The organism is Streptomyces sp. NPDC101234, assembly GCF_044767525.1.
GTDB classification, from domain to species: Bacteria; Actinomycetota; Actinomycetes; order Streptomycetales; family Streptomycetaceae; genus Streptomyces; species Streptomyces sasae.
This window is the reverse complement of record NZ_JBIWOA010000006.1, coordinates 394,647-418,834: the sequence shown is the minus strand read 5'-3', so window position 1 is coordinate 418,834 and position 24,188 is coordinate 394,647. Positions and strand designations below refer to the sequence as shown.

Below are 24,188 nucleotides of genomic sequence, written 5' to 3'. Positions count from 1 at the left end.
TCACACAGAAGTGGCCTCTGTCGGCGGAACACTCTTCACGCGGAAGCGGCCTCTGCCAGCAGCGCGAGTTCATGGCGGAACGACTCCGCGAGCAGGTCGGCGTCCTCGGCGCCCGAGTTGGTGCACACGCTCAGGGTGTGGCCGCGGGCGCAGCCGCCCAGCGCGAAGGTGACCGTGTCGTCCGGCGGCACCATGGGGACCAGGCTGATCCGGCGCAGCGGACGCCCGGCCAGGGTACGGCCGGACTCGCGGAGATGGACGTAGGTGCAGGCGGCCGGCGCGTAGTCCGGGGCGAACAGGCGGCCGCGGGCGAGCGCCTGGGCCGGTCCTGGCAGGGCGGTGACGGCCGCCTCGAAGAACTTCTCCGTCCTGCTGAGGGGGCGGGTGACGGTGGTGAGCAGACCGGCGCAGGCCCGGAGCCGGGCGGCCGGGTCGGCCAGGCCGACCGGAGCGGGCAGCCGGACGTTGCAGAACGCGTTGCCCAGGAAGTCGCCGCGGTCGGCGGGCCGTTGGTCCACCGGGACGGACAGCCAGACCCGTCGTCCGGCGGGGTCGGAGGTGTCAGAGGCGTCAGAGGCGTTCGAGGTCAGCAGGCAGGAGCGCAGTACGCCCGAAACGGCCGCCAGGAAGACGGTGTTGGTGGTCGCCCCCGCGCGCCCGCGCGCGGCCCGTACGAGTTCGGGAGGCAGTCGTACGACCGAGTACGCCGTCACCCGCTCCCCCTTCCCCGGCAACGGCACCGCCAGGCCGGCCGTCAGCAGGCCCGGTTGGGTGCCGGGCGCGGGGACGCGGCGCAGCTCGCCCGGTCCGGCCGCCGAGGCGTCGGCGTCCACCGGGCCGCAGCCGTCCAGGAGGGCGCGCAGCAGGGTGGTCAGCGACCGTCCGTCCAGAAGGCTGTGGTGCATCCGGAAGAGGAGGGTGAACTCGCCCTCGGCCGGGCCGCGCAGCAGGTGCAGGTTCCAGGGCGGTTCGCCGGACGGGAGAGGGGTGTGGAACCAGTCCCGTACGGCCTCCTCCAGGGTCTCCCCGCCCTGGTCCCGTAGCTGCGCGGCCGGGTCGGGACCGGCTGCCGGGGTCTCCCAGCGGTGCCGGCGCGACCAGCCCGACCGGGCCCGCCGCTCGTCGCGCACCAACTGCCGTCCCAGCCGCGGCAGATCGGCCCAGCGCTCGCGCACCAGCGTCCGGAGTTCGGCGAGTTCGGGCGGCGCTCCCGCGAAGTCCAGCGCGATCCCGGCATTGGGCGGACCGAACGGCCAACGGGCCATCCCCTCCTCCATGAAGGGCAGCTGCGTTCCGGGCATGAGGCGGCTCCTGTCGTGGCGGCTCGTGGCGACTCGTGGCGGCGGTCCTCCACGCCGCCCAACGCCCGCCCACGACCTGCGGTCACGCCCGCCCACGACCCGCCGTCACGCCCGTCCGGTCAACCCGCCGCCCCGCAGGTCACCACGAAGGGGTTGTCTTCCGTCCGTTGCCAGTCGCGTGACACGGGTCGGCGTCGTTGTACCGATGCCCGTCTCCCCACACCACGGCCCCACACGAACCGACGAGTGTCCTCCAACGCGCCGTACAGGAACAGGAAACGCCCATCGTGCCTGGCACCAGCCCCGCCGCCTCCTCGACCCCGCCTCTCCCGCAGGGACCGGCGCACATCGCCGTGGTCAACCTGCCGATGCAGGGGCATGTGAACCCGACCCTGGGCGTGGTGGAGGAGCTGGTGCGCCGGGGCCACCGGGTCACGTACGCCATCACCGAGGACTTCGCGCCCGCGGTGAAGGCGGCCGGCGCCGAGCCCGTCGTCTACCCGGTGGAGAGCGACGGCTCCGACGCGCCCGAGCGCCTCGCGGAGGGCTTCGCCCGCGCGGTGCACGCCTCGCTGGGCTCCCTGCCCGCGCTGACCCGGGCGTACGAACACGACCGCCCCGACCTCGTCCTCTACGACGTCTACGGCTTCGCGGGGCTGCTGCTGGGCGCCCAGTGGGGTGTGCCGACCGTCCTGTGCTCGCCCACCCACATGGCCTACGACGGACTGTTCCCCGAGTTCTTCGACGGCGCTGACGGTCTCGCCGGCCTCCCCGGGTACGACGACCTGGCCGCCGCCTTCGCCGTGCGCGGTCTCGACCCCGCCCGCATCCACGAGGTCGAGCGGCCCGACCGGGCGATCGCCTTCCTGCCCCGCTCCTTCCAGCGTGGTGCGGACACCGTCGCCGCCCGCCGCGTCGCCTACGTCGGGCCCGTCCTCGGTGACCGCTCCTACCAGGGGTCCTGGCAGCCGCCCCGCCCCGACGTGCCCGTGCTGCTGGTCTCGCTGGGCTCCCAGTTCACCCGGCGCCCGGAGTTCTACCGGGTGTGCGCCGAGGCCTTCGCCGACCTCCCCCACCACGTGGTGATGGCCGTCGGCCCGGACGTCACCCCGGACCAGCTCGGCCCGCTCCCCGCCCATGTCGAGGTGCATGCGCAGGTGCCGCAGCTGGCCGTGCTGGCGCACGCGGACGTCTTCGTGACCCATGCGGGGATGGGCGGCACGATGGAGGCCGTCCGGTACGGGGTGCCGATGGTGGCGATCCCGCAGATGGCGGAGCAGCGCGTCAACGCGGGCCGGATCGAGGACCTGGGACTCGGGGTGCACCTGCCGCGCGAGCGGGTCACCGCGGAGTCGCTGCGGGCGGCCGTGCTGCGGGTCTCGGCGGACCCGGCCGTCCGCGCGGCCGTCGCCGGCCTGCGCGCCGAGATCGACCGGTCGGGCGGCGCGAGTGCCGCGGCGGACCTGGCCGAGGACGCGCTGGGAGCCGAGCAGGGAGCCGAGCAGGGAGCCGAGCAGTGAGCCATGCGACCCTGACGGCGGTCCCCGCCCCGGCCCCCGCGCCCGCCGCTGTGCCCGCCCCCGTGCCCGCGCAGCAGCAGCCGCACCACCACCGCCCCCACCTCTACAGCCGCCCGGTCCGGATGAGTGATCTGGACCCGATGAACCACGTGAACAACGTCCGCCTCCTGGAGATGGTCCAGGACGCCCACGTGGACCTCTTCTACCTCCAGCGCGGCCACCCCGGGCAGGCCGTTCGCGTCCGCGTGATCTACGCCCGCCACGAACTCGACTACACCGAGGCGCTCGACCTCCGCCCGGAACCGGCCGTCATCAGCACCACCGTGAGCGCGGTCCGCCGCACCTCCTTCCGGCTGACCAGTCGGATCACGCGGGGCGACCAGGTGTTCTGCACCTGTGTGAGCACCTGTGTCGCCTACGACCCCGCCGCCCGCCGCACCCGCAGGCTGGAGGAGGACGAGCTGGCCGTGCTGGCCCGGCACGCGGCCTGCGACTGCTGACGATCCGTCATCCACTAGCTGACGGTTCGTCAGATCGGCGCTACCGTGAGCGCCATGGACACCCAGGACGGCACGTTTCCGCTGATCATCTCCGTCGACGACCACACCGTGGAGCCGCCGGACGTCTGGCAGTCCCGCCTCCCGAAGAAGTACCTGGACGTCGGGCCGCGCATAGTCCGTGCCCCGCTGAGGGAGATGAGCTTCCTCGGCGGCCGGTTCAGGCCGGTCATGGGGAAGCCCGGGGAGGACGGCCCGACAGGCGACTGGTGGATCTACGAGGACCTGCACCGCCCCCTCACCCGCCTCGACACCGCCGTGGGCTACTCCCGCGACGAGATCAAGCTCGAAGTGATCACGTACGAGCAGATGCGGGCGGGGTCGTACGACGTCCCGCAGCGGCTCGCCGACATGGACGTCAACCACGTCCAGTCCGCCCTCTGCTTCCCGACCTTCCCGCGCTTCTGCGGGCAGACCTTCACCGAGGCCAAGGACCGCGAACTGGCCCTGCTCTGTGTCCAGGCGTACAACGACTGGATGGTGGAGGAGTGGTGCGGCCCGCTCGCGCAGGGCCGGCTCATCCCCCTCGCGCTCATCCCCCTGTGGGACGCGGAGCTGGCGGCCGCCGAGGTCCGCCGCAACGCGGCCCGCGGTGTCCGTGCCGTCGCCTTCTCCGAGATACCCCCGCACCTGGGGCTGCCCTCCGTCCACACGGACGCCTGGGACCCCTTCCTCGCCGCCTGCGACGAGACCGGCACGGTGGTCGCCATGCACATCGGCTCCAGCAGCAAGATGCCCTCCACCTCGGCGGACGCCCCGCCGGCCGTCGGCTCCACCATCACCTTCGCCAACTGCTGCTTCTCGATGGTCGACTGGCTGATGAGCGGCAAGTTCGAACGCTTCCCCGACCTGAAGGTGATGTACGCGGAGGGCCAGATCGGCTGGATCCCCTACATCCTCGAACGCGCCGACGTGGTGTGGGAGGAGAACCGGGGCTGGGGCGGAGTCGCCGACAAGGTGCACCGGCCGCCGTCCGAACTCTTCGCGGAGCACGTCTACGGCTGCTTCTTCGACGACGCGTTCGGTCTGAAGAACCTGGATGCGATCGGTCTCGGCAACGTCCTCTACGAGACCGACTACCCGCACTCCGACTCCACCTGGCCGAAGTCACGAGAGGTCGGCGAGGCCCAGATGGGCCACCTGCCCCCGGACGTGGTCGAACGCATCGTCCGAGGCAACTCGATCGACCTCCTGGGCCTGACCCCCGACGGCCTGTGGCCGGGGCAGGGGGCGGGGTCGGCTCCGGGCGCGACCGGCTGAGCCCCGTTCCCGCCGCCCGGCCCTGCCGGACCGTGTCCGGAAGCAGGGCCCGGCGCGGGCCTGTGCTGCGCGGCCTTGTGCTGTGCCGTCCCGTCCCGCGCCGTCTCGCCCCTTCCGCGCCGCTCACTGTGCGCGCCCGCCGCGCGCCCGCCGCGGTCCCCCGCGGGAAAGGGGCCGCGGCCCGGTGCGTGCCGGTCGGTGTCAGCCGAGGAACACCGACGAGATCTTGTTGGCGAAGCCGATCGACGCCAGGTCGGCGATGTCGCCCTGGACCACCTTGGACTCGCCCTTGCAGTTCTTCTCCGACCAGATCTTCAGCGTGCCGGAGGCCCGGAGGGAGGAAGCGGAGTCGTCGCGGGCGACGTTCTTGCAGCCGGAGCCGGCCAGCCCCTCGGAGGGGTCGCCGAAGTCACGCTCGTCGGAGAGGACGACGCTGGTCGCTGCGGCCGTGCCGGTCTGTCCGCCGCCGGTGCTTCCCTGGTCCTGGACGCCCGCCTTCCTGCCGTCCGGGGTCACGCCGAACCACGTACCGCCCACGCCCTGCCCGTTGGTGTCGCCGGGCTTGAGGTCCTTGCTGAAGCGGTAGACCGGCCAGCCGCCGACGGTCACCTGGAGGTTGCCGTCGGCGCGCTTGACCACGCCGACCTCGGACTTGTCCACACCGTCGATGAAGATCCTGCCGCCCGGGGCGACGACCACGGGCGGCCAGGTGGTCGCGCACGCGTCGTTGCAGTTGGACCTGGACGGGTTCGCGGTGTCCTTGTCGAAGCGGTAGAGGGTGAAGCCCGCGCCGTTGACGACGACCGGGTTCAGGTCCCCCGCCCGGGACGCGCTCAGCTGCACCCACTTCTTGGCGGCCGGGGCCGTCGCCGGCTTGCCGGCCCCGGTGGCCCAGTCGCCCGTCTTCGGGGTGGCCTTGTGCTGCTTCGCGGTGCCGTTGTCGAAGTGCAGGCTCTGCAGTGCGGCGCCGACGCCGTCCTTGGCCGCCGAGGCGGCACCGGCGGCCTCGTCGGTGGCGTTGCAGGCGGTCAGCAGCAGGGACGCGGCGACTGCGGTGGCGGCCAGCGCGGCGATGCGGTTGCGGATCATCTCGGTCTCCCCGTGGTCTGCGCGACCCGGATCCCCGGGCCGTCACCAGGCACTACGAACCCCGGTCGGGCCGCCCTCACCCGGTGACATGCCCGAGACACGACCACGACGGCCTCGGGCCAATCGGTCAGAGAGGCGGACATTCTTCACCGGACGATCAACGCTCCCGACCCTTGTCTGACCGAGCGTCAGGCAAGACGATGGCTCCGACAGCTCTGATGTGACGGATCGTCAGTTTCGGTTCAGCGGATACGTCTATCGGATACGTCCACCGGATCCGGGCCATCGGATCCAGTCCATCGCGTTCAGGAGGGTGTGTGTCCATCCAAGCCCTGCCGGGCGGGCGGCCGGCGTACGGGATGCAGCTCCCCGTCCAGTCCCAGTCCACCATCTTCGCGGAGCCCTGGGAGGCCGCCGCCGGTCCGGCGGACCTCGTGGCGATCGCCCGCGCCGCCGAGCACGCCGGCTTCGCCTACCTCGCCGTCTGCGACCACGTGGCGATCCCGCGCCGGCTGGCCCCGGCCATGAGCACGGTCTGGTACGACCCGGTCGCCACCCTCGCCCACCTGGCCGCCGTGACCGAGCGGGTGCGCCTGCTCAGCCATGTCGCCATCGTGGGCCTACGGCACCCCCTGCTCTCCGCCAAGCAGTACGCGACCCTCGACCACCTCTCCGGCGGCCGGCTGATCCTCGGGGTCGGCGCCGGGCATGTGGCGGAGGAGTTCGAGGTGCTGGGCGTGGACTTCCGGCAGCGGGGAGCGGTGCTGGACGAGGCGATCGACGCACTGCGGGCGGCTCTCGGGCCGGATGAGTTCCCGTCCCATCACGGGAAGTTCTACGACTTCGAGGGGCTCGGACAGCGCCCCCGGCCCGCCCAGGAACGGGTGCCGGTGTGGGTCGGCGGGTCGTCACCGGCCGCCGTGCGCCGAGCCGCCCTCAAGGGCGACGGCTGGCTGCCCCAGGGCGACCCCAGGGACCGGCTGCCCGCGCAGATCGACCGGCTGCTGCGGCTGCGCGAGGACGCGGGTGTCGAGGAACCGATCACCGTGGGCGCGATCGCCGAGCCGCTGTACGTCGGCGTGCCCGGGTGGGAGGTGGGCCGCCGCACCCTCAGCGGGAGCCCCGAGGAACTCGCCGAGTCGCTCAGGGCCTACGGCGACATGGGTGTGCACCAGATCCAGGTGCGGTTCCGCAGCCGGAGCCGGGCCGAACTCATCGACCAGATCCACGCGTTCGGGGCCGAGGTCGCGCCCCGCCTGACCTGAGGAGCGGTATGGGCAAGCTGGACGGGCGCGTCGTCATCGTCACCGGGGCGGCGCGCGGGCAGGGCGAACAGGAGGCACGGCTCTTCGTCGCGGAGGGCGCGCGGGTCGTCGTGGCGGATGTGCTGGACGACCAGGGAGAGGCGCTCGCCAAGGAGATAGGGGCGGCCTACGTCCATCTGGACGTGGGTGTGGAGGGGGAGTGGCAGGCCGCCGTGGCCGCCGCGAAGAAGGCGTACGGCCGGCTCGACGGGCTGGTGAACAACGCGGGCATCCTGCGGTTCAACGCGCTCGTGGACACGCCCCTCGACGAGTTCATGCAGGTCGTACAGGTCAACCAGGTCGGCTGCTTCCTGGGTATGAAGACGGTCGCACCGGAGTTGGCCGACGGCGGGACCATCGTCAACACGGCCTCCTACACGGCGCTGACCGGGATGGCGGCGGTCGGCACGTACGCCGCGACCAAGCACGCGGTGCTCGGCCTCACCCGGGTCGCCGCGCTGGAACTGGCCGACCGGGGGATACGGGTCAACGCGATCTGCCCCGGCGCCATCGACACCGCGATGTCCAACCCGGCACGGCTCGACCCGACCGCCGACCCGGAGGAGATGAGCCGCGCCCTCGACGACCTGTACCGCAAGCTCGTGCCGCTGGGCCGGATCGGGCGGGCCGAGGAGGTGGCCAGGCTGGCGCTCTTCCTGACCTCGGACGACTCTTCGTACATCACCGGGCAGCCGTTCGTGATCGACGGCGGGTGGCTGGCGGGGGTCAGTGTCATCTGACGGCTCGTCAGCTATTGATTTTTCTGACGCTACGTCAGAAAGTGCGTAGGACTCATAAGGACCACCCACCTGGACTTGGGACGGTGAACCGCCTTGGAATTCGGGCTCTTTGTACAGGGATACGTGGGCAAGCGCGCCGAGACCGACCCGCTGGCCGAGCACAAGGCACTGATGGAGGAGACCGAGTACGTCATCCAGGCGGACAAGTCGGGGTTCAAGTACGCCTGGGCCTCCGAACACCACTTCCTCGACGAGTACTCGCACCTGTCCGCCAACGACGTGTACCTCGGCTATCTGGCCCACGCCACCGAGCGGATCCACCTCGGCTCCGGGATCTTCAACCCCCTGGCCCAGGTCAACCACCCCGTGAAGGTCGCCGAGAAGGTCGCCATGCTCGACCATCTCAGCGGCAACCGCTTCGAGTTCGGCAGCGGACGCGGCGCCGGCTCCCACGAGATCCTCGGGTTCATCCCTGGTGTGACCGACATGAACTACACCAAGGAGATCTGGGAGGAGACCATCGCCGAGTTCCCCAAGATGTGGCTGCAGGACGAGTACGTCGGCTTCCAGGGCAAGCACTGGCAGCTGCCGCCGAGGAAGGTGCTGCCGAAGCCGTACGGCAAGTCGCACCCCGCGATGTGGTACGCGGCCGGGTCCCCGCCGTCGTACGCCATGGCGGCGAAGAAGGGGCTGGGGGTGCTCGGGTTCAGCATCCAGAAGGTCTCCGACATGGAGTGGGTGCTGGAGCAGTACAAGACCGCGATCGTGAACGCGGAGCCGGTCGGGGACTTCGTCAACGACAACGTCATGGTGACGACCACGGCGATCTGCGCGCCGACCCACGACGAGGCGATCCGGATCGCGGCGAGCGGCGGACTGCACTATCTGCCCTCCCTGGTGTTCCGGTACCACGACACGTTCCCGCGGCCCGAGGGGTTCCCGGTCTGGCCGGAGACGCTGCCGGAGTACACGCCGGAGTTCGTGGAGCTGCTGGTCGAGGAGGAGCTGCTGATCTGCGGGGACCCGGACGAGGTGCTGCGGCAGTGCAAGCGGTGGGAGCAGGCCGGGGCGGACCAGTTGAGCTTCGGGTTGCCGGTGGGTGTGCCGAAGGAGGAGACGCTGCAGACGATCCGGTTGATCGGGGAGCACGTGATTCCGAAGATCGACACGGATCCCGTGCACCGGACTACGCGGTTCCGTCAGGGGGCTTGAGGGTTCGTCGGCGGCTGCGGGCGTGTGGGGGCTGGTCGCGCAGTTCCCCACGCCCCTGAAAGACAGGTCGGTCACCGCAGCGCATGCTGAGGAGGCAAGGTTCATGCTCGATCACGTCATCAAAGGGGCGAAGGTCGTCGACGGCACCGGCGCGCCCGCCTTCACCGCCGACGTCGGCATCCGTGACGGTCGTATCGCCGTCGTCGGAACCGTCACCGAGGAGTCCCGTACCAGCGAGGACGCCACCGGGCTCGTCCTCGCCCCCGGGTTCGTCGATCCGCACACGCACTACGACGCCCAGCTCTTCTGGGACCCGTACGCGGTCCCTTCGTTGAACCACGGCGTCACGACCGTGGCCGCCGGGAACTGCGGGTTCACCCTCGCGCCCCTGAACCCGTCCCGCCCCGACGACGCCGACTACACCCGCCGCATGATGTCCAAGGTCGAGGGCATGTCCCTGGTCGCCCTGGAGGAAGGGGCGCCCTGGAGCTGGAACTCCTTCGGGGAGTATCTGGACGCGCTCGAAGGGCGGATCGCCGTCAACGCCGGGTTCATGGTGGGGCACTGCGCCCTGCGCCGGTACGTGATGGGGCCGGACGCGATCGGCGGGCAGCCCAGTGAGGAGCAACTCGCGGAGATCGTGCGGCTGCTGCACGAGGCCATGGACGCGGGCGCCTGGGGGTTCTCCACCACCCAGTCCAGCACCCATTCCGACGGGGACGGGCAGCCGGTGGCCTCGCGGCACGCGCTCCCCGCCGAGCTGCTGGCCCTGTCGAAAGCGGTCGGGGAGCACGAGGGGACACAGATCGAGGCGATCGTCGCCGGGTGTCTCGACCAGTTCAGCGACGCCGAGATCGAGCTGTTCGCCGAGATGAGCGCGGTGGCCGGGCGGCCGCTGAACTGGAACGTGCTGACCGTCGACGCCGCCGTGCCCGAGCGGGTCCCCCGGCAGCTCCAGGCCGGCGAGCGGGCCCGGAAGGCGGGCGGCAGGGTGGTGGCGCTGACCATGCCCATCCTCACACCGATGAACATGTCGCTCGGGACCTTCTGCGCGCTGAACCTCATCCCCGGGTGGGGACCGATCCTCGGGCTGCCGGTTCCGGAGCGGATCGAGAAGCTGCGCGACCCGGACGTACGGGCCGAGATGCTGGCGCGCGCCAACAGCAAGGAAGCCGGGGTCTTCCGGCGGCTGGCGAACTTCGGGCGGTACGTCATCGGGGACACCTACAGCGAGGCCAACGCCGGGCTCAGCGGGCGGGTGGTCAAGGACATCGCCCGGGAGCGCGGCCAGGACCCCTTCCACACCCTGGTCGAGATCTGCGCCGCCGACGGCCTCCGCACCGTCCTGTGGCCCATGCCCACCGACAACGACCCCGCCTCCTGGGCGCTGCGCGCCGAGACCTGGCAGCACGAGGACGTGATGCTGGGCGGGTCGGACGCGGGGGCGCATCTGGACCGGATGTGCGGGGCGCCGTACACCACCCGGTTCATCGGGGACTGTCTGCGCGGGCGGAAGCTGCTCGGCCTGGAACAGGCCGTGAAGATGCTGACCGACGATCCCGCCCGGCTCTTCGGGCTGCGGGAGCGGGGGCGGATCGCGGAGGGCTGGCATGCGGACCTCGTGCTCTTCGACCCGGAGCGGATCGCCGCCGGCCAGGCCACCCTGGTGCACGACCTGCCGGGAGACAGCCCCCGCCTGGACGCGAAGGCGATCGGCGTGCACGCGGTCTGGGTCAACGGCGTCGAGGCCATCCGGGACGACGTGGTGAGCGGGGCCGTACCGGGCAGGGTGCTGCGGTCCGGTCGGGACACCAGGACGGTGAGCACCCGGTGAGTGCGGTGTCCGACGGGCAGCGGCTGTTCGTGGGCGGTGCCTGGGTGGAACCGGACGGCGGGCACTACGAGGTCGTCGACCCGGCGACCGAGGAGACCGTCGGCTGGGCCCCCGAGGCCTCCTCGGAACAGGTCCGGTCCGCGTGCGAGGCCGCCCGGGAGGCCTTCGACGCCTGGTCGCGGACACCGGCGGGGGAGCGGGCGGCGGTGCTGGGCCGGGCCGCCGACATCATCCGGGGGCAGCTGGGACCGTACGCCGACCTGGCCCGGGCCGAGACCGGGGCGACCACCGGGACCGCCCGCGCGATGCAGGTGGGGGTGGCCGTGGCCCGCTTCCGCCGCTACGCCACCGTCGAACCGGCGGAGTGGGCGATCCCGCCGCAGATCAACGAGGCCGGCCCGATGGGCAAGGCCGGGGTGATGGGCGCGCTGGCCGTGCGCCAGCCGGTCGGTGTGGTCGCCTGCATCACCTCGTACAACAACCCGTGGGCCAACCCGGCGGGCAAGGTCGCACCGGCGCTGGCGATGGGCAACACGGTGGTCGTGAAGCCCGCCCCGCAGGATCCCCTGTCCGTCTACCGGATGGCGGAGGCGCTGGAGGCGGCGGGGGCTCCGGCCGGGGTCGTGAACGTCGTCTCCGGGCAGGACGTGGGGGTGGGCGAGGCCGTCGTCGCGTCACCCGACGTCGACATGGTGAGCTTCACCGGGTCCACGGCCGTCGGGCAGCGCATCGGCGAGGTGTGCGGGCGGGACATGAAACGCCAGTTGATGGAGCTGGGCGGGAAGGGCGCGGCGGTCGTCTTCGAGGACGCGGACGTCGGGTCGGCGGTGGCCGGGATCGGCACCACCTTCTCCTTCTACAGCGGACAGATCTGCACGGCGCCCACGCGGGTGCTGGTGCAGCGTGGGCTGTACGACCGTCTCGTCGAGGAACTGGCCGCCTACGCCAGCCGGTTGAAGGTCGGGGACCCTTCGGAACCCGGCACGGTGGTGGGGCCGTTGATCACCGCCGAGCACCGGGCACGCGTCGAGGCGTACGTCGAACTGGCCAGGAAAGAAGGCGCGACGGTGGTGGCGGGCGGTGAACGCCCGCCCCTGGAGCGGGGTTTCTACCTCACCCCCACCCTCCTCGCCGACTGTACGCACGACATGCGGGCCGTCCGGGAGGAGATCTTCGGCCCGGTCGTCTCCGTCGTCCCCTTCGACGAGGAGGAAGAGGGCATCGCCCTCGCCAACGACTCCGACTACGGCCTCATCGACTACGTCTGGTCGGGGGACGTGGCCCGGGCCTTCCGGGTGGCGCGGCGGCTGCGGGCGGGCGGCGTCGGGGTCAACACCGTGGGGCGGAACATGGAGGCGCCCTTCGGAGGGTTCAAGAAGAGCGGGGTGGGACGGGACGTGGGCTCGTACGCGCTGCACGCCTACAGCGAGGTGCAGGCGATCGTCTGGCCGGGATGAGGGTGACAACTCGGCATGTCTGATTGCCCTTTGGGGATCCGGGAGGCGTCCCGTGCGGGCAGAGATCGGGCATCGGGTTCCGAAAGCGGTCATGGATCCGTAGCGTCCGGATGTGACAAGGGGGACGGCCGGTTTCCGGTCTGTCGATGTCCGGCCGCTCCCTTCCTCCGACACGCACGAAATCCTTGGAGACCACTCCATGAAGCTCGCCAAGAGACTCGCTCTGACCACCACGGCCGTAGCCGCAGCGGCGGCCGCCACCCTGCTCGGCACGACGGCGGTCCAGGCCGCGTCCACGCAGCCCGCCCGCCTCCCGGCCGTGCACGCCCCCGCCGCGCTGGCGGTGCCCGACGGCAACAAGCTGACCGGCGTCTACTCCGCGCACGGCGTGCAGACCTATACCTGCACCGACGGCGCCTGGAAGCTCCTGGAGCCCGCCGCCACCCTCTCCGACAAGCGGGACCGCGCCCACCGCCCGGTCGCCCTGCACTCCCGCGGCCCGGTCTGGGTCTCCACGGTCGACGGCAGCGCCGTCAACGCCTCCGCGGTCGCCACCTCCGCGAAGGACGGCGCCGTCCCCGAACTGCTCCTGAAGGCCACGGCCACCCGTGGCGCCGGGACGTTCGAGGGCGTCACCTACGTCCAGCGCCTGGACACGGAGGGCGGTGTGGCCCCGGCCGCCGTCTGCACCGGCACCGACCAGATCTCGGTGCCGTACTCGGCGACGTACGCGTTCTACAAGGCGGCGAGCTGAGCGTTCTGCCGGAAGCGCCGCGACGGGCCGTCTGCCGTCCGCGGCGCCGTCGTGGCTGGTCGCCCAGTTCCCCGCGCCCCTTCGGGGCGGTCCCGTTCGGGGCGCGCCCGCTCAGTCGGTGAGATCGACCCGGATCGTCAGGAGCTGCGTGCCCAGCATCTTCACGGCGGCGCTGTTGCCCTTGGGCAGGGTGCGCAGCCGGGCGACCGGGTCGTCGTCGGGCAGCAGGTGGGCGGTGCCGTGATGCCACCGCCCGCCGATCCGCACCCGCACCCGCGGATCGGCCTGGATGTTCCGCACGTACTGCGACCTGACCCCGAACTCCGACACCAGCCAGAAGGAGTCCCCCACCCGCTTCCCCCCGAGCGGCGTCCGCCGCGGCTGCCCGGAGACCCGCCCGGTGGTCTCCAGCAGCGTCTGGAAGGGCATGAGGCGCGTCAGCGGGTTGGCGATGTGCCGCTGGAACGCGGTGGTGACACGGAATCTGCGGTCGGACATGGACGCTCCTACTGTGTGAAGTGCGAGGCGGGGTGGCGGGGGTCGGCCGAGCAGACGAACAGACCCGCGTGGCCGCCCCGGCCGATGGTCATGCCCGTCGGTTCCAGCGCGGCCCACCAGGCGTCGGTGCGCGGCTCCAGCCCGCGCTCCTCCAGGGGCCAGAAACGGTCGGGCGTACCTTCCGGGCCCCAGCTGCCCAGCCCGTACTCGGACGTGTCGAACTGCAGGAACAGCTCCAGCGGCGCCCGGCACGCCTCGCACTCCAGGCGCTCGGGCCGGTCGGTCACGCCCCAGGTCATGCTGCCGCCCAGCTTGTAGCCGGGGATCGCCGACACGTCGTCGGGCAGGTTCCGTTCGGCGAGCCAGGCCTCGTACCGCCGCGCCGGTCCGGCCGGGAGCTCCTCGACGCAGGGGTACTCCGTCAGCCGCTCCGGGTGCAGCACACAGGGGCGCGGGACCATGTCCGGATCGGGGTCCTCGGAGCGCGGTTGCTCCGTGAGGAGGTCGGTCACTTCGGCTGCCCGGCGCCAGAACAGCCGGCACGCCTGGCCCCAGCCCTCCGGATGCGGCTGGTCGTGCCAGTCCGGGCACCACAGCAGCTGTACGACGTCGGTGCCGTCCGGGAAGCGGATCTCCGGGAAGTCCGCCGTCGTCAACTGGGCCACCGCGGTCATCGGCTCCGCGTGCTCGCCGCACCGAGGCCACGGCTCGGCGGCCGGCCACAGCATCGGGCCGCCGAGGTGACTGCCCCGTGGCCCGGGGACGCCCCGGCGCGGATGCAGCCGTACGACCGTACGTGCGTACGGCGCCAACTCGGGGAAGTCCCGGGCCGGATCGTGGGAGGCGGGCGCGGTGGTGAGACTCACATGCGCAGTTTCGCAGACGGCTCCGACACCGCACCGGGGTTCCGGCGGCGACCGACGGGATCAGGAACTCGCCCGAGACCATGACGGCCCTGGAAGACGCGCGAGCCGAAGGCGGCGGCGCGGGCGCGGGAAAAAAGTTCCAGGCCGTTGTCGATCCGGTCGTGTCTCGTTCGACGTCATGGTGTGGGGCGCTTGCCCCGCGACGGTGCGACAGGGTCTGGTGAGGAACGACGTGGATCAGCTGCTGAGAGTCATGAACTTCAACGTCTCGAGTGACGGGATCGGTGCCGGTCCCGGTGAGGACCAGAGTCTTGAGCGGCCGTTCGGCCTCGACCGGCCCGAGCGGCTCTTCTCCTGGGCCGGGGCCACGGCGAGCTGGCCCATGCGGACCGAACCCGGCGGGAGCCGGGGGCTCGACAACTACTTCACGCGGGAATTCGCGTGGAACATCGGCGCCGAGATCATGGGCCGCAACAAGTTCGGGCCCCAGCGTGGCCCATGGCAGGACCATGACTGGCTCGGCTGGTGGGGTGACGAGCCCCCGTTCCACACGCCGGTGTTCGTCATGACCCACCACGAGCGGCCGTCGTTCACGCTCTCCGACACCACCTTCCACTTCGTGGACGGCGACCCTGCCACGGTCCTCCGGCAGGCGCGGGAAGCGGCGCAGGGCAAGGACGTCCGGCTCGGCGGCGGGGTCACCACCATCCGGCAGTTCCTCGAAGCCGACCTCGTCGACACCCTGCACGTGGCGGTCTCGCCGTTCACGCTCGGGTCCGGACAACGGCTGTGGGAGTCCCCCGACGAACTGCTCGACCGCTTCCACCTGGACGTCGTGCCCAGCCCGAGCGGCGTGACGCACCACCTGTTCTGGCGGAGGTGAGTACCGGAGCGGGCGGGCCAGGACACTTCCCGGCCTGCCTCTCTCACACGAAACCGGCGGCACATGAACGACGTCCTGTCGGACGGCGTCACGGTTTGCGGGCCACACCGACGTACAGCGGGACCGGGGAGTGGGGTTTCTGGTCGCCGGGCTCGGGGTGCCAGTCCGTGGCCACCTGGACGCCGGGTTCCAGGAGTTCGAGGCCTTCGAAGAAGCGGGTGAACTCCGCCCGGGAGCGGACCTGCGCGGGCACCCCGCTCTCGCGGTAGATGCCGACGATCTTCTCCCATGTCTCCGGATCGAAGTCCCCGGTCACGTGCGAGAGCACGAGGTGGCTTCCGGAGGGGAGGGAATCGAGGAGGCTCTTCACAAGGTCGTGGGGCCGGTGCTCGTCGGAGAGGAAGTGGAGGAGGGCGACCATGGACAGGGCGACCGGCTGATCGAGGTCGAGGATCTCCCCCGCGCCCTCGATTATCTTCTCGGGTTCCCTGGCGTCGGCCTGGATGTACCCGGTCCGCCCCTCGGGAGCGCTGCGCAGGAGCGCCTCCGCGTGCCGCAGCACTATGGGGTCGTTGTCCACGTAGACGACGCGCGCGGAGGGAGCGACCTCCTGCACCACCTGGTGGAGATTGGGCGCGGTCGGAATCCCGGTCCCGACGTCGAGGAACTGGCGTATGCCACGCTCCGCCAGCAGCCGGCAGGCCCGGTTCATGAAGGTGCGGTTGATGCGCGCGCCCGTTCCGATCTCCGGGAAGAGGGACATCACCCGATCCGCCGCTTCCGAGTCGACGGGGTAGTTGTCCTTGCCCCCCAGGTAGTAGTCGTACATGCGGGCCGGGTGCGGCCTGCTGGTGTCGATGGGCGGCGGCGTCGAGTTCTGCTCTGCCTCGTTCAACGGAATCTCTCCTCGGGCTCTCGCGGTGATCTCAAACGTACGATGCCCGGCTCCCCTCGGAGGGGGAAACCGGGCATCAGCGCCGCGAGGACGCCGGGGCAGGCGGCTAGTGCCGTTCCCACTGGTCCTTGGTGATCTCGTACCGTACGCCGCCGTGCTCGGAGCCCTCGACCGTCTCCATGTCGGGGGGAGTGGGGATGGTCTCCGCGAGCGTCATCGCGAGCTTCTCCATGATGTTGCGCGAACCGTGGTTCACGGACATCGTCTCCGCCCAGACCATGCGCACACCGAGCTCCTTGAACGCCTTGCCCAGCAAGGCCCGCGAGCCCTCGGTGGCATACCCCTTGCCCCAGGCGGCCCGCCGCAGCCGGTAGCCGAGTTCGACCTCGTCCAGCGGGCCCTCCGGCTCGGGGCGCAGGATGAACCAGCCGATGAACGCGCCGCCGTCCTTCTCGTGCGCGGCGAACAGCCCGAGATCGCCGCCTCACTTGTCGTAGTTCGCGAGGATGTTCGGCAGGTAGCGTTCGCGGACGATCTCCGGCGGGGTCGGAGTGCCGCCGGTCAGGTAGCGCATCACCGCCGGGTCGCTGTCCAGCTCGATCAGCAGGTCCGCGTCGTCGGCGGTGAAGCGGCGCAGAGCCAGCCTCGGGGTCTCCAGGTAGGTGTCCACCAGCGGATGATGCCTGAAGCGGACCGGGCGGCCCAACGGGTTTTCCCTGGACGCCGAGCCGTGGACCGGCGCGGTTCACCGCCCCAGGAAGATCGGGTTCGTCAGTGCCGCCAGGGCGCCGGGGACCGTGCCCGCCGCCGTCTCGTGGCGCAGTTCCGCGCGGACGTACGCCGCGTACGACGGGGTCGTCCGCCACTCCACCGTGCCGGAGCCGGCCACCGGGAGGGGGTCGCTGGTGAGGAGGACGCCCTGGTCGGTGACGAAGCGGACCGTGCAGCGCGGCACGCCGGAGGCTTCCAGGCGGACGGTCACCGGGGTGTCCGCGTCGACCGCGAGGCGCTCGCCGATCCCGGCCTGTTCGCCCCGCCCGCCCGTCGCCGTGAAGCTCAGGGTCACGTTCTTCGACTCGGTGATGTAGGAACGGCCCGCGCGCAGGCCCTCCTGGATGGCCTCGCGGGACAGGTCGTCGGCGAGGACGACCGTCTGGGGCGAGCCGACGACGTCCGGGTCCCGGTGCGCGTCGCTGTTGCCCATGCCCGGGAGCCACTGCCGGTTGTTCCGCACCGACGCCACCAGCGAGGCGTCCCAGGCCGCCAGGGCCACCTCGTCGTCTGGCGTGTAGGGGCCGTTCCAGACCTCGACCGCGTCCGCCTCCCCGAACCCGAACTTCCAGGCGCAGCCCACGCAGGTGGCGTGCGGATGCGCCGGTACGACGAGACCGCCGGCCTTGTGGATCTGGTGCGCGAAGTGACCGAACCGGTTGTCCCGGGCCCGGTAGCGCCAGTCGACGAAGGTGCCGGGGTCGGTGCCGAGGGCGACGACATGGCCGTTGCGGGTCGTGACCTCCTCGCCGAGCATGATCAGCAGGTCGTCGCCGGCCTGGTCGGCCCAGTGCGCGTGCGCCGAGTGCGTGTTGTGCTCGGAGGAGTTGATGAAGTCCAGGCCGGCGGCCCGGGCCAGGGCGGCGATCTCGGCGGGGGTGCGGCGGCCGTCGGAGTACCAGGAGTGCAGGTGGCAGTCGCCGCGGTACCAGGCCCGGCCGCGGCCCTTGGCCCGCTGCGGCGGGTAGACCGGGCGGATCGGGGTGCCGGGTTCGCCGTAGGTCAGGGTGATCGTCAGCTCGTAGGTCAGGCCCTGCGGGGCGACCGTGTACGGGCCGAGGGCGATGTACCAGGTGCCCGCGCCGACCGGGCCGGGGAGGTAGCCGGGGGTCGCGTCGTCGGCGCGGACGAAGAACTCCGTGCGGGCGCCGCCGGACCAGCCCCGGAAGCCCCTGCCGCCCAGCTCGGTGCCGTGCTGGTCGAAGATGCCGATGTCGAGCGCGTTGCCGGTGGTGCCGGCCGGGACGCTCGGTCTGTCGTAGGTGTAGGAGACCTTGATCTCCCGTACGCCGGTGGGGACTTCGACCGGTACGTACACGAAGTCGGGGGAGCCGGGCGGCAGCGTGCCGCTCACCGTCGCCGTCTTCTGGGTCCCCGGGCCCTGACCGTCCGCCGCTGCGAAGCTCACGGGTCCCAACGTAAGGGCTGCCGCCGCGCCCGTCACGAACAGTGCGCGCCTGCCGATGCCGTGCGTGTCCTCACACATGCCGGTCACTCTCCTCTCCGGACGTGAACTCCCCTGGAAGGACAGGGAATCCACAGGCGTCTGTATGTCATGTGCATAGCGGTGTGAAAGGCGGGGCGTGTGATGCCGACCGGTCGGTATGGACAGATCGAGCCACCCCCGGTACAGATGGGGCATGCGTATAGCCGTCACGATCTTCCTCACCGACGAGACCATCGCCCCCGTCCGGCTCGCCCGTGAGCTGGAGGAGCGCGGTTTCGCCGGCCTGTACCTGCCCGAGCACACCCACATCCCCGTCGAGCGGACCACCCCGTACCCGGCCGGCGGCGACCTGCCGCGCGAGTACGGCCGTACCCTCGACCCCTTCGTCGCCCTCGGCCAGGCCGCCGCGGTCACCGACCGACTCGGCCTCGGCACCGGCATCACCCTGGTCTCCCAGCACGACCCCATCGACCTCGCCAAGCAGATCGCCACGCTCGACCACCTGTCCGGCGGCCGCTTCACGCTCGGCGTCGGCTTCGGCTGGAACGTGGAGGAAGCCGCGGACCACGGGGTGACCTGGCGGACGCGGCGGGAACTGACCCGCGACCGGATGGCCCTGATGCGGGCGCTGTGGGCGGAGGAACCGACCGCGTACGAGGGGGAGTTCGGCAGCGTACGGGCCTCCTCCGCCTTCCCCAAGCCGGTGCAGAAGCCGCGCGGGCCGGTCGCCGGGCCGCGCACGCTGATCGGCGGGGCCGCGGGGCCGAAGCTGTTCGCGCACATCGCCGAGTACGCGGACGGGTGGATGCCGATCGGGGGACGCGGGCTGACCGAGTCGCTGCCGGTGCTCCGCTCGGTGTGGGCCGGTGCGGGGCGGGACGCGGCCGCGCTCCAGGTGGTGCCGTACGCCGTGTATCCGACGCCGGGGAAGCTGGCGCACTACGCGGAGCTGGGCATCGAGGAGGTCGTGGTGCAGTTGCCTCCGGCGGGGGAGGCGGAGGTGCTGGGGTTGCTGGACCAGTGTGCCCGGTTCCTCTGAGGGGGGTGCCGGACCGGCCGCGGCACCGCGATACCGGACGCGCCGGGGCCGGATCTCCCGGCGGCATCCGGTATCGCAGGTCAGGACCCGGAGCGCGCCCGGTCAGCGGACTCGGATGAACAGCACGTCGTAGCTGCTGTTCCTGCTGCGGGTCTTGACGTACACACCGTCCGACCCGCCGTCGGGGTTGCTGGTGTTGCCCTCGACGGTGGTGAAGCTGGAGCCGCTGCTCACCGTTCTCACGATGCCTATGTGCTCGTGCCCGCCGGTGAAGTCATTGCCCCCGTTCCAGTCGAAGGCCACGATGTCGCCGGGTTGCGGGTCCGTCGTCACCGAGAGGTGGTAGTTGCCGGCCCGCGCCTGGTTGACCCAGCCCGAGACGTAGGTGTTGCGGTAGGAGGTGGCCCCGGTCTGCTTGGCCACCCAGCTCACGAAGGTCGCGCACCAGGCGTAGTCGCTCGTGGACATCGACAGGCCCACGGCGGAGCCGTAGCTGTTCGCCCGCGCGCTGCCCTCGACCGTGCCGGCCTCGGCCTCGGCCACGTCCAGGATCTTGCTGTACCCGCCGCCGGGTGGGGTCGAGGCGGGCGGGGTGACCACGTTGTACAGGGCTGTCTTGGTGGCCGGACCCACCTGGCCGTCGACCGACAGACCGTTCTCGGTCTGGAAGTCGCGCACCGCGCTGTAGGTCAGCGGTCCGAAGTCGCCGTCGACGGCGAGATCGGCTCCGTGGTGGTTGAGCAGGCTCTGCAACTCGGTGACGCAGCCGCTCTTCTGGCCCTGCACGATATTGCCCGGGCATGAACTGGAGTTCAGGTCGACCGGCGCCGGTGCGCCGCTGCCGCCGCCCGTGCTGATGTTCGAGTACAGGGCGGCCTTGGTGTCGTGGCCGACCTCGCCGTCGGCGGAAAGGCCCGCCGCCGACTGGAACGCCTTCACGGCCGCCAGCGTGGCCGGGCCGAACTGGCCGTCCACGTCGAGGTGTTGTCCCTTGCCGTTGAGCAGGGCCTGCAGCGTCGAGATGCAGCCTCCGCTGTCTCCCTCCACGATGTTCGACGGGCAGGACGCCGATCGCAGGTCCATGGCGGTGGACGGCGACTCGTCGGTGTCGTAGAGCTCCCGCTTGGTGTTCGTGCCGACCTGGCCGTCGACCGTCAGGCCGTTGGACGACTGGAAGGCCCGGACCGCACTGTATGTCCCTGATCCGAAATCGCCGTCCACGTCGATCGAGTAGCCGAAGTGGCGGAGCAGCCGCTGCAGTTCGGTGACGCAGCCGCCCGTGTCGCCCTGGACGATGTTCGCCGGGCACGACGAGGAGTTCAGGTTGATCGGCGCCGGGGCGGAACCGCCGGTCTCGTACAGCTTGGCCTTGGTCTGCGGGCCCACCTTGCCGTCCACGGCGATCGCGGTGGAGGACTGGTACTCGCGGACCGCGTAAAGGGTCTTGGCCCCGAAGCTGCCGTCCACCGTCAGACCGGCGCCGTGGGCGTTGAGCAGGTTCTGCAACTCGGTGACGCAGCCGCTCGTCTGGCCCTGCACGATCTCGTCGGGGCAGGACGAGGACGTCAGTCTGATCGCCGTGGGTGCGGCGGACGCCGGACCGGCACCGAGCAGCATGCCCGTCGAGAGGAGCGCCGTCGTGGCGGCGAAGACGCCGACTCTGGCTCTCCAGGGAACATGAATGGGACTGTTTCTCATGACTTCGGAACGTCTCCTTGGCCGGACTGAGGATGAGGGGCGGACTGGTCGGTGCTCTGGCCGGGGCGAGGGGCCCCTGGGGCGTGTGAACGTCGTCAGCCGCAACTGGAGGCGGTCCCGGTGAGCAACGCGGACGCTATCGACGGCGGTTCTCCCCCAGAAGGGAATCCAACGGTCGTGGGAGGCTGGGATGCCGTTGCCGCGACCACCTGGGACGTTCCGCCGGTGGTGGGACGCCTGTGGGACGCCTGTGGGTGTGTGCCGCGGATCACGGTGCGGTACGGCGCGGCCCCGTCGCACGGGCGCGACCAGCCACAACGCACCCGCACCCGGCCACGCATCGCACGCCCCCGGCCCCACTGAACCCGCGGAGCCCCTACGTATGCTCAAAGAATGACGACTTCCGCGACCTCCGGAACCGGCCCCACCGACCGCCCCGGCGGTACCGGCCCCACCGAGAACTCCATGCGTCGCGCCCTCAAACGCGCCCGGGACGGTGTCGCCCTCGACGTCGCCGAGGCCGCCGTCCTGCTCCAGGCGCGCGGCGAGGCCCTGACCGACCTCGCAGCCTCCGCCGCCCGGGTGCGGGACGCCGGTCTGGAACAGGCGGGCCGCCCCGGTGTCATCACGTACTCGAAGAGCGTCTTCATCCCCCTCACCCGCCTGTGCCGTGACAAGTGCCACTACTGCACGTTCGTCACCGTCCCCGGCAAGCTGCGCCGGGCCGGGCACGGGATGTTCATGTCCCCCGACGAGGTCCTCGACGTCGCCCGCAAGGGCGCGGCCCTCGGCTGCAAGGAAGCCCTGATCACCCTCGGCGACAAGCCCGAGGACCGCTGGCCCGAGGCGCGCGAATGGCTCGACGCGCACGGTTACGACGACACGATCGCCTATGTCCGCGCCATCTCCATCCGCATCCTGGAGGAGACGGGCCTGCTGCCCCACCTCAACCCCGGGGTGATGTCCTGGACCGACTTCCAGCGTCTCAAGCCGGTCGCGCCGAGCATGGGGATGATGCTGGAGACGACCGCGACCCGGCTGTGGTCCGAGCCCGGCGGCCCGCACCACGGCTCCCCGGACAAGGAGCCCGCGGTCCGGCTGCGGGTCCTGGAGGACGCCGGCCGCTCCTCCGTCCCCTTCACCTCCGGCATCCTGATCGGCATCGGCGAGACCTACGAGGAGCGCGCCGAGTCCCTGTTCGCGCTGCGCAGGGTGGCCCGGTCGTACCACGGTGTGCAGGAACTGATCATCCAGAACTTCCGGGCCAAGCCGGACACGGCGATGCGCGGCATGCCGGACGCCGAGCTGGACGAACTGGTGGCGGCGGTGGCCGTGGCACGGCTGGTCATGGGCCCGGCCGGCAACATCCAGGCCCCGCCCAACCTCGTGGACAGCGAGTACGAGCGGCTGATCGCGGCCGGGATCGACGACTGGGGCGGGGTCTCCCCGCTCACCATCGACCACGTCAACCCGGAACGCCCCTGGCCGCAGATCGAGGAGCTGGCGGAGAAGTCCGCGGCCGCCGGCTTCGAGCTGAGGGAACGTCTCTGCGTGTACCCGGAGTTCGTCCGCCGCGGCGAGCCCTGGCTGGACCCGCGGCTGCGCCCGCATGTCGCGGCGCTGGCGGACCCGGAGACGGGCCTCGCGGTCCCGGACGCGGTCGTCGAGGGGCGTCCGTGGCAGGAGCCGGAGGAGGTGTTCGTCGCCTCCGGCCGCACCGATCTGCACACCGCCATCGACACCGAGGGCCGTACGGGCGACCGCCGCGACGACTTCGACGAGGTGTACGGCGACTGGGGCGCCCTGCGCGAGGCGGCCGCCCCCGGCATGGCCCCTGAGCGCATCGACACGGACGTACGCGCGGCCCTGGCGACCGCGGCCGACGACCCGACGAAGCTGACGGACGCCGAGGCCCTGGCCCTCTTCCACGCGGACGGCCCGGCGCTGGACGCGCTGACGCGGATCGCCGACGACGTCCGGAAGTCCGCGGTGGGCGACGATGTCACCTACATCGTCACCCGCAACATCAACTTCACCAACGTCTGTTACACCGGCTGCCGTTTCTGCGCCTTCGCGCAGCGCCGCACGGACGCGGACGCGTACACCCTCTCCCTGGAGCAGGTCGCCGACCGGGCGCAGCAGGCGTGGGACGTGGGTGCGGTCGAGGTCTGCATGCAGGGCGGCATCCACCCCGACCTGCCGGGCACGGCGTACTTCGACATCGCGAAGGCGGTGAAGGAGCGCGTCCCCGGCATGCACGTGCACGCCTTCTCGCCGATGGAGGTGGTGAACGGCGCGACGCGCACCGGCATGTCGATCCGCGAGTGGCTCACGGCCGCGAAGGAGGCGGGCCTGGACACCGTCCCCGGCACGGCGGCGGAGATCCTGGACGACGAGGTGCGGTGGGTGCTGACGAAGGGGAAGCTCCCCGCGGCCACCTGGATCGAGGTGATCACCACGGCCCACGAGGTGGGCATCCGGTCGTCGTCGACGATGATGTACGGGCACGTCGACCAGCCCCGCCACTGGCTGGGCCACCTGCGCACGCTGGCCGGGATCCAGCAGCGGACCGGCGGCTTCACGGAGTTCGTGACGCTCCCCTTCATCCACACCAACGCACCGGTCTACCTGGCGGGCATCTCGCGCCCGGGTCCGACGATGCGCGACAACCGGGCGGTGACGGCGATGGCCCGGCTGCTCCTCCACCCGTACATCCCGAACATCCAGACAAGCTGGGTGAAACTGGGCGCCGAGGGTGCGGCGGAGATGCTCCGCTCGGGCGCGAACGACCTGGGCGGGACGCTGATGGAGGAGACGATCTCGCGGATGGCGGGCTCGTCGTACGGCTCGTACAAGTCGGTGCGCGACCTGATCGCCGTGGCGGAGGCGGCGGGCCGACCGGCGAGGCCGCGTACGACGTTGTACGGCGAGGTGCCGGAGGAACGGCAGCGGGCGGCGGAGGCCTCCGACGGGCACCTGCCGGAGCTGCTGCCGGTCCTGGACTGAGCGGGAGAGCGGGAGGGGCCCTCCGGTACGGCCCGGTACGATGATCCGACCTCTGTC

At 71.4% G+C, this 24,188-nt stretch carries 19 protein-coding genes and 1 pseudogene; 12 read left to right on the top strand and 8 right to left on the bottom strand.

Features of this window, described 5'->3' with window-relative positions; all coding sequences use genetic code 11:
- Positions 1-35 precede the first annotated feature (35 nt).
- Positions 36-1,301 carry a wax ester/triacylglycerol synthase domain-containing protein gene (locus ACIRR9_RS14610; RefSeq protein ID WP_403751131.1) on the bottom strand — a complete coding sequence of 422 codons (1,266 nt, stop codon included), beginning with the start codon at positions 1,299-1,301 and terminating at the stop codon, positions 36-38.
- Positions 1,302-1,588: 287 nt separating this feature from the next.
- On the opposite strand from ACIRR9_RS14610, the gene ACIRR9_RS14605 reads away from it, so the two are divergent.
- Genes ACIRR9_RS14605 through ACIRR9_RS14595 form a run of 3 tightly spaced genes read left to right on the top strand, consistent with a single transcriptional unit; the run spans position 1,589 to position 4,638 of the window.
- A complete protein-coding gene (locus tag ACIRR9_RS14605) occupies positions 1,589-2,821 on the top strand; it encodes a macrolide family glycosyltransferase (protein WP_403751129.1) in 1,233 nt (410 codons plus the stop codon).
- The gene (locus ACIRR9_RS14600; protein WP_403751127.1) at positions 2,818-3,321 is read left to right on the top strand and encodes an acyl-CoA thioesterase; all 504 of its coding nucleotides are present in this window, start codon (positions 2,818-2,820) and stop codon (positions 3,319-3,321) included. Before ACIRR9_RS14605 ends, ACIRR9_RS14600 begins: the two co-directional genes overlap by 4 nt.
- A 54-nt stretch (positions 3,322-3,375) precedes the next feature.
- Entirely contained in the window at positions 3,376-4,638 is a 1,263-nt protein-coding gene (locus tag ACIRR9_RS14595) for an amidohydrolase family protein (RefSeq protein ID WP_403751125.1), read from the top strand.
- 201 nt (positions 4,639-4,839) lie between these two features.
- On the opposite strand, the gene ACIRR9_RS14590 is transcribed toward ACIRR9_RS14595, so the two are convergent.
- Positions 4,840-5,727, bottom strand: a complete 888-nt coding sequence (locus tag ACIRR9_RS14590; RefSeq protein WP_403751123.1) for a hypothetical protein — start codon at positions 5,725-5,727, stop codon at positions 4,840-4,842.
- A gap of 359 nt (positions 5,728-6,086) precedes the next feature.
- Here ACIRR9_RS14590 and ACIRR9_RS14585 point away from each other — a divergent pair, with 359 nt between their 5' ends.
- From ACIRR9_RS14585 to ACIRR9_RS14560, 6 genes are all read left to right on the top strand, one after another.
- Complete coding sequence (locus ACIRR9_RS14585; RefSeq protein WP_403751188.1) at positions 6,087-6,992, top strand: LLM class F420-dependent oxidoreductase; 906 nt, start codon at positions 6,087-6,089, stop codon at positions 6,990-6,992.
- Between the two features lie 8 nt (positions 6,993-7,000).
- Positions 7,001-7,771 carry an SDR family oxidoreductase gene (locus tag ACIRR9_RS14580; protein ID WP_365336130.1) on the top strand — a complete coding sequence of 257 codons (771 nt, stop codon included), beginning with the start codon at positions 7,001-7,003 and terminating at the stop codon, positions 7,769-7,771.
- 93 nt (positions 7,772-7,864) lie between these two features.
- The gene (locus ACIRR9_RS14575) at positions 7,865-8,983 is read left to right on the top strand and encodes an LLM class flavin-dependent oxidoreductase (RefSeq protein WP_365336131.1); all 1,119 of its coding nucleotides are present in this window, start codon (positions 7,865-7,867) and stop codon (positions 8,981-8,983) included.
- A 103-nt stretch (positions 8,984-9,086) separates the two neighbouring features.
- Positions 9,087-10,817 carry an amidohydrolase family protein gene (locus ACIRR9_RS14570; protein ID WP_403751121.1) on the top strand — a complete coding sequence of 577 codons (1,731 nt, stop codon included), beginning with the start codon at positions 9,087-9,089 and terminating at the stop codon, positions 10,815-10,817.
- On the top strand, positions 10,814-12,274 hold the full coding sequence (locus ACIRR9_RS14565) for an aldehyde dehydrogenase family protein (protein WP_403751119.1): 1,461 nt from the start codon (positions 10,814-10,816) through the stop codon (positions 12,272-12,274). The genes ACIRR9_RS14570 and ACIRR9_RS14565 overlap by 4 nt, the downstream gene beginning before the upstream one ends.
- 199 nt (positions 12,275-12,473) lie before the next feature.
- Positions 12,474-13,028 (top strand): DUF3455 domain-containing protein, encoded by a 555-nt coding sequence (locus ACIRR9_RS14560; RefSeq protein WP_403751117.1) that lies wholly within the window; start codon positions 12,474-12,476, stop codon positions 13,026-13,028.
- A 111-nt stretch (positions 13,029-13,139) separates the two neighbouring features.
- On the opposite strand, the gene ACIRR9_RS14555 is transcribed toward ACIRR9_RS14560, so the two are convergent.
- Positions 13,140-13,526, bottom strand: coding sequence for a nitroreductase/quinone reductase family protein (locus tag ACIRR9_RS14555; protein ID WP_384562503.1), 387 nt, complete (start codon positions 13,524-13,526; stop codon positions 13,140-13,142).
- A gap of 8 nt (positions 13,527-13,534) precedes the next feature.
- Positions 13,535-14,392 carry a hypothetical protein gene (locus ACIRR9_RS14550; protein ID WP_403751115.1) on the bottom strand — a complete coding sequence of 286 codons (858 nt, stop codon included), beginning with the start codon at positions 14,390-14,392 and terminating at the stop codon, positions 13,535-13,537.
- A gap of 232 nt (positions 14,393-14,624) precedes the next feature.
- Between ACIRR9_RS14550 and ACIRR9_RS14545 the strand changes: the two genes are divergently transcribed.
- The gene (locus ACIRR9_RS14545; RefSeq protein WP_403751113.1) at positions 14,625-15,275 is read left to right on the top strand and encodes a dihydrofolate reductase family protein; all 651 of its coding nucleotides are present in this window, start codon (positions 14,625-14,627) and stop codon (positions 15,273-15,275) included.
- Between the two features lie 88 nt (positions 15,276-15,363).
- Here the strand turns inward: ACIRR9_RS14545 and ACIRR9_RS14540 are convergent, their stop codons facing one another.
- From ACIRR9_RS14540 to ACIRR9_RS14530, 3 genes and pseudogenes are all read right to left on the bottom strand, one after another.
- Entirely contained in the window at positions 15,364-16,170 is an 807-nt protein-coding gene (locus ACIRR9_RS14540) for an SAM-dependent methyltransferase (RefSeq protein ID WP_403751111.1), read from the bottom strand.
- 106 nt (positions 16,171-16,276) lie between these two features.
- Positions 16,277-16,840: pseudogene (locus tag ACIRR9_RS14535) on the bottom strand (GNAT family N-acetyltransferase).
- 75 nt (positions 16,841-16,915) lie between these two features.
- Entirely contained in the window at positions 16,916-18,427 is a 1,512-nt protein-coding gene (locus ACIRR9_RS14530) for a CehA/McbA family metallohydrolase (protein WP_403751109.1), read from the bottom strand.
- A 154-nt stretch (positions 18,428-18,581) separates the two neighbouring features.
- Between ACIRR9_RS14530 and ACIRR9_RS14525 the strand changes: the two genes are divergently transcribed.
- Positions 18,582-19,427 (top strand): LLM class F420-dependent oxidoreductase, encoded by an 846-nt coding sequence (locus ACIRR9_RS14525; RefSeq protein ID WP_403751107.1) that lies wholly within the window; start codon positions 18,582-18,584, stop codon positions 19,425-19,427.
- 102 nt (positions 19,428-19,529) lie between these two features.
- Here ACIRR9_RS14525 and ACIRR9_RS14520 read toward each other — a convergent pair whose 3' ends face one another.
- Positions 19,530-21,125, bottom strand: coding sequence for a peptidoglycan-binding protein (locus ACIRR9_RS14520; RefSeq protein ID WP_403751105.1), 1,596 nt, complete (start codon positions 21,123-21,125; stop codon positions 19,530-19,532).
- Positions 21,126-21,518: 393 nt separating this feature from the next.
- On the opposite strand from ACIRR9_RS14520, the gene ACIRR9_RS14515 reads away from it, so the two are divergent.
- A complete protein-coding gene (locus ACIRR9_RS14515) occupies positions 21,519-24,131 on the top strand; it encodes a bifunctional FO biosynthesis protein CofGH (RefSeq protein ID WP_403751103.1) in 2,613 nt (870 codons plus the stop codon).
- Positions 24,132-24,188 lie beyond the last annotated feature (57 nt).

Excerpts from the sequence above, each read along its gene's own strand:
- ACIRR9_RS14530 (WP_403751109.1), bottom strand. The coding sequence starts at position 18,427 with ATGTGTGAGGACACGCACGGCATCGGCAGGCGCGCACTGTTCGTGACG.
- ACIRR9_RS14585 (WP_403751188.1), top strand. The coding sequence starts at position 6,087 with ATGCAGCTCCCCGTCCAGTCCCAGTCCACCATCTTCGCGGAGCCCTGG.
- ACIRR9_RS14520 (WP_403751105.1), bottom strand. The coding sequence starts at position 21,125 with ATGAGAAACAGTCCCATTCATGTTCCCTGGAGAGCCAGAGTCGGCGTC.
- ACIRR9_RS14515 (WP_403751103.1), top strand. The coding sequence starts at position 21,519 with ATGACGACTTCCGCGACCTCCGGAACCGGCCCCACCGACCGCCCCGGC.
- ACIRR9_RS14560 (WP_403751117.1), top strand. The coding sequence starts at position 12,474 with ATGAAGCTCGCCAAGAGACTCGCTCTGACCACCACGGCCGTAGCCGCA.
- ACIRR9_RS14610 (WP_403751131.1), bottom strand. The coding sequence starts at position 1,301 with ATGCCCGGAACGCAGCTGCCCTTCATGGAGGAGGGGATGGCCCGTTGG.
- ACIRR9_RS14570 (WP_403751121.1), top strand. The coding sequence starts at position 9,087 with ATGCTCGATCACGTCATCAAAGGGGCGAAGGTCGTCGACGGCACCGGC.
- ACIRR9_RS14595 (WP_403751125.1), top strand. The coding sequence starts at position 3,376 with ATGGACACCCAGGACGGCACGTTTCCGCTGATCATCTCCGTCGACGAC.
- ACIRR9_RS14525 (WP_403751107.1), top strand. The coding sequence starts at position 18,582 with ATGCGTATAGCCGTCACGATCTTCCTCACCGACGAGACCATCGCCCCC.
- ACIRR9_RS14555 (WP_384562503.1), bottom strand. The coding sequence starts at position 13,526 with ATGTCCGACCGCAGATTCCGTGTCACCACCGCGTTCCAGCGGCACATC.
- ACIRR9_RS14590 (WP_403751123.1), bottom strand. The coding sequence starts at position 5,727 with ATGATCCGCAACCGCATCGCCGCGCTGGCCGCCACCGCAGTCGCCGCG.
- ACIRR9_RS14580 (WP_365336130.1), top strand. The coding sequence starts at position 7,001 with ATGGGCAAGCTGGACGGGCGCGTCGTCATCGTCACCGGGGCGGCGCGC.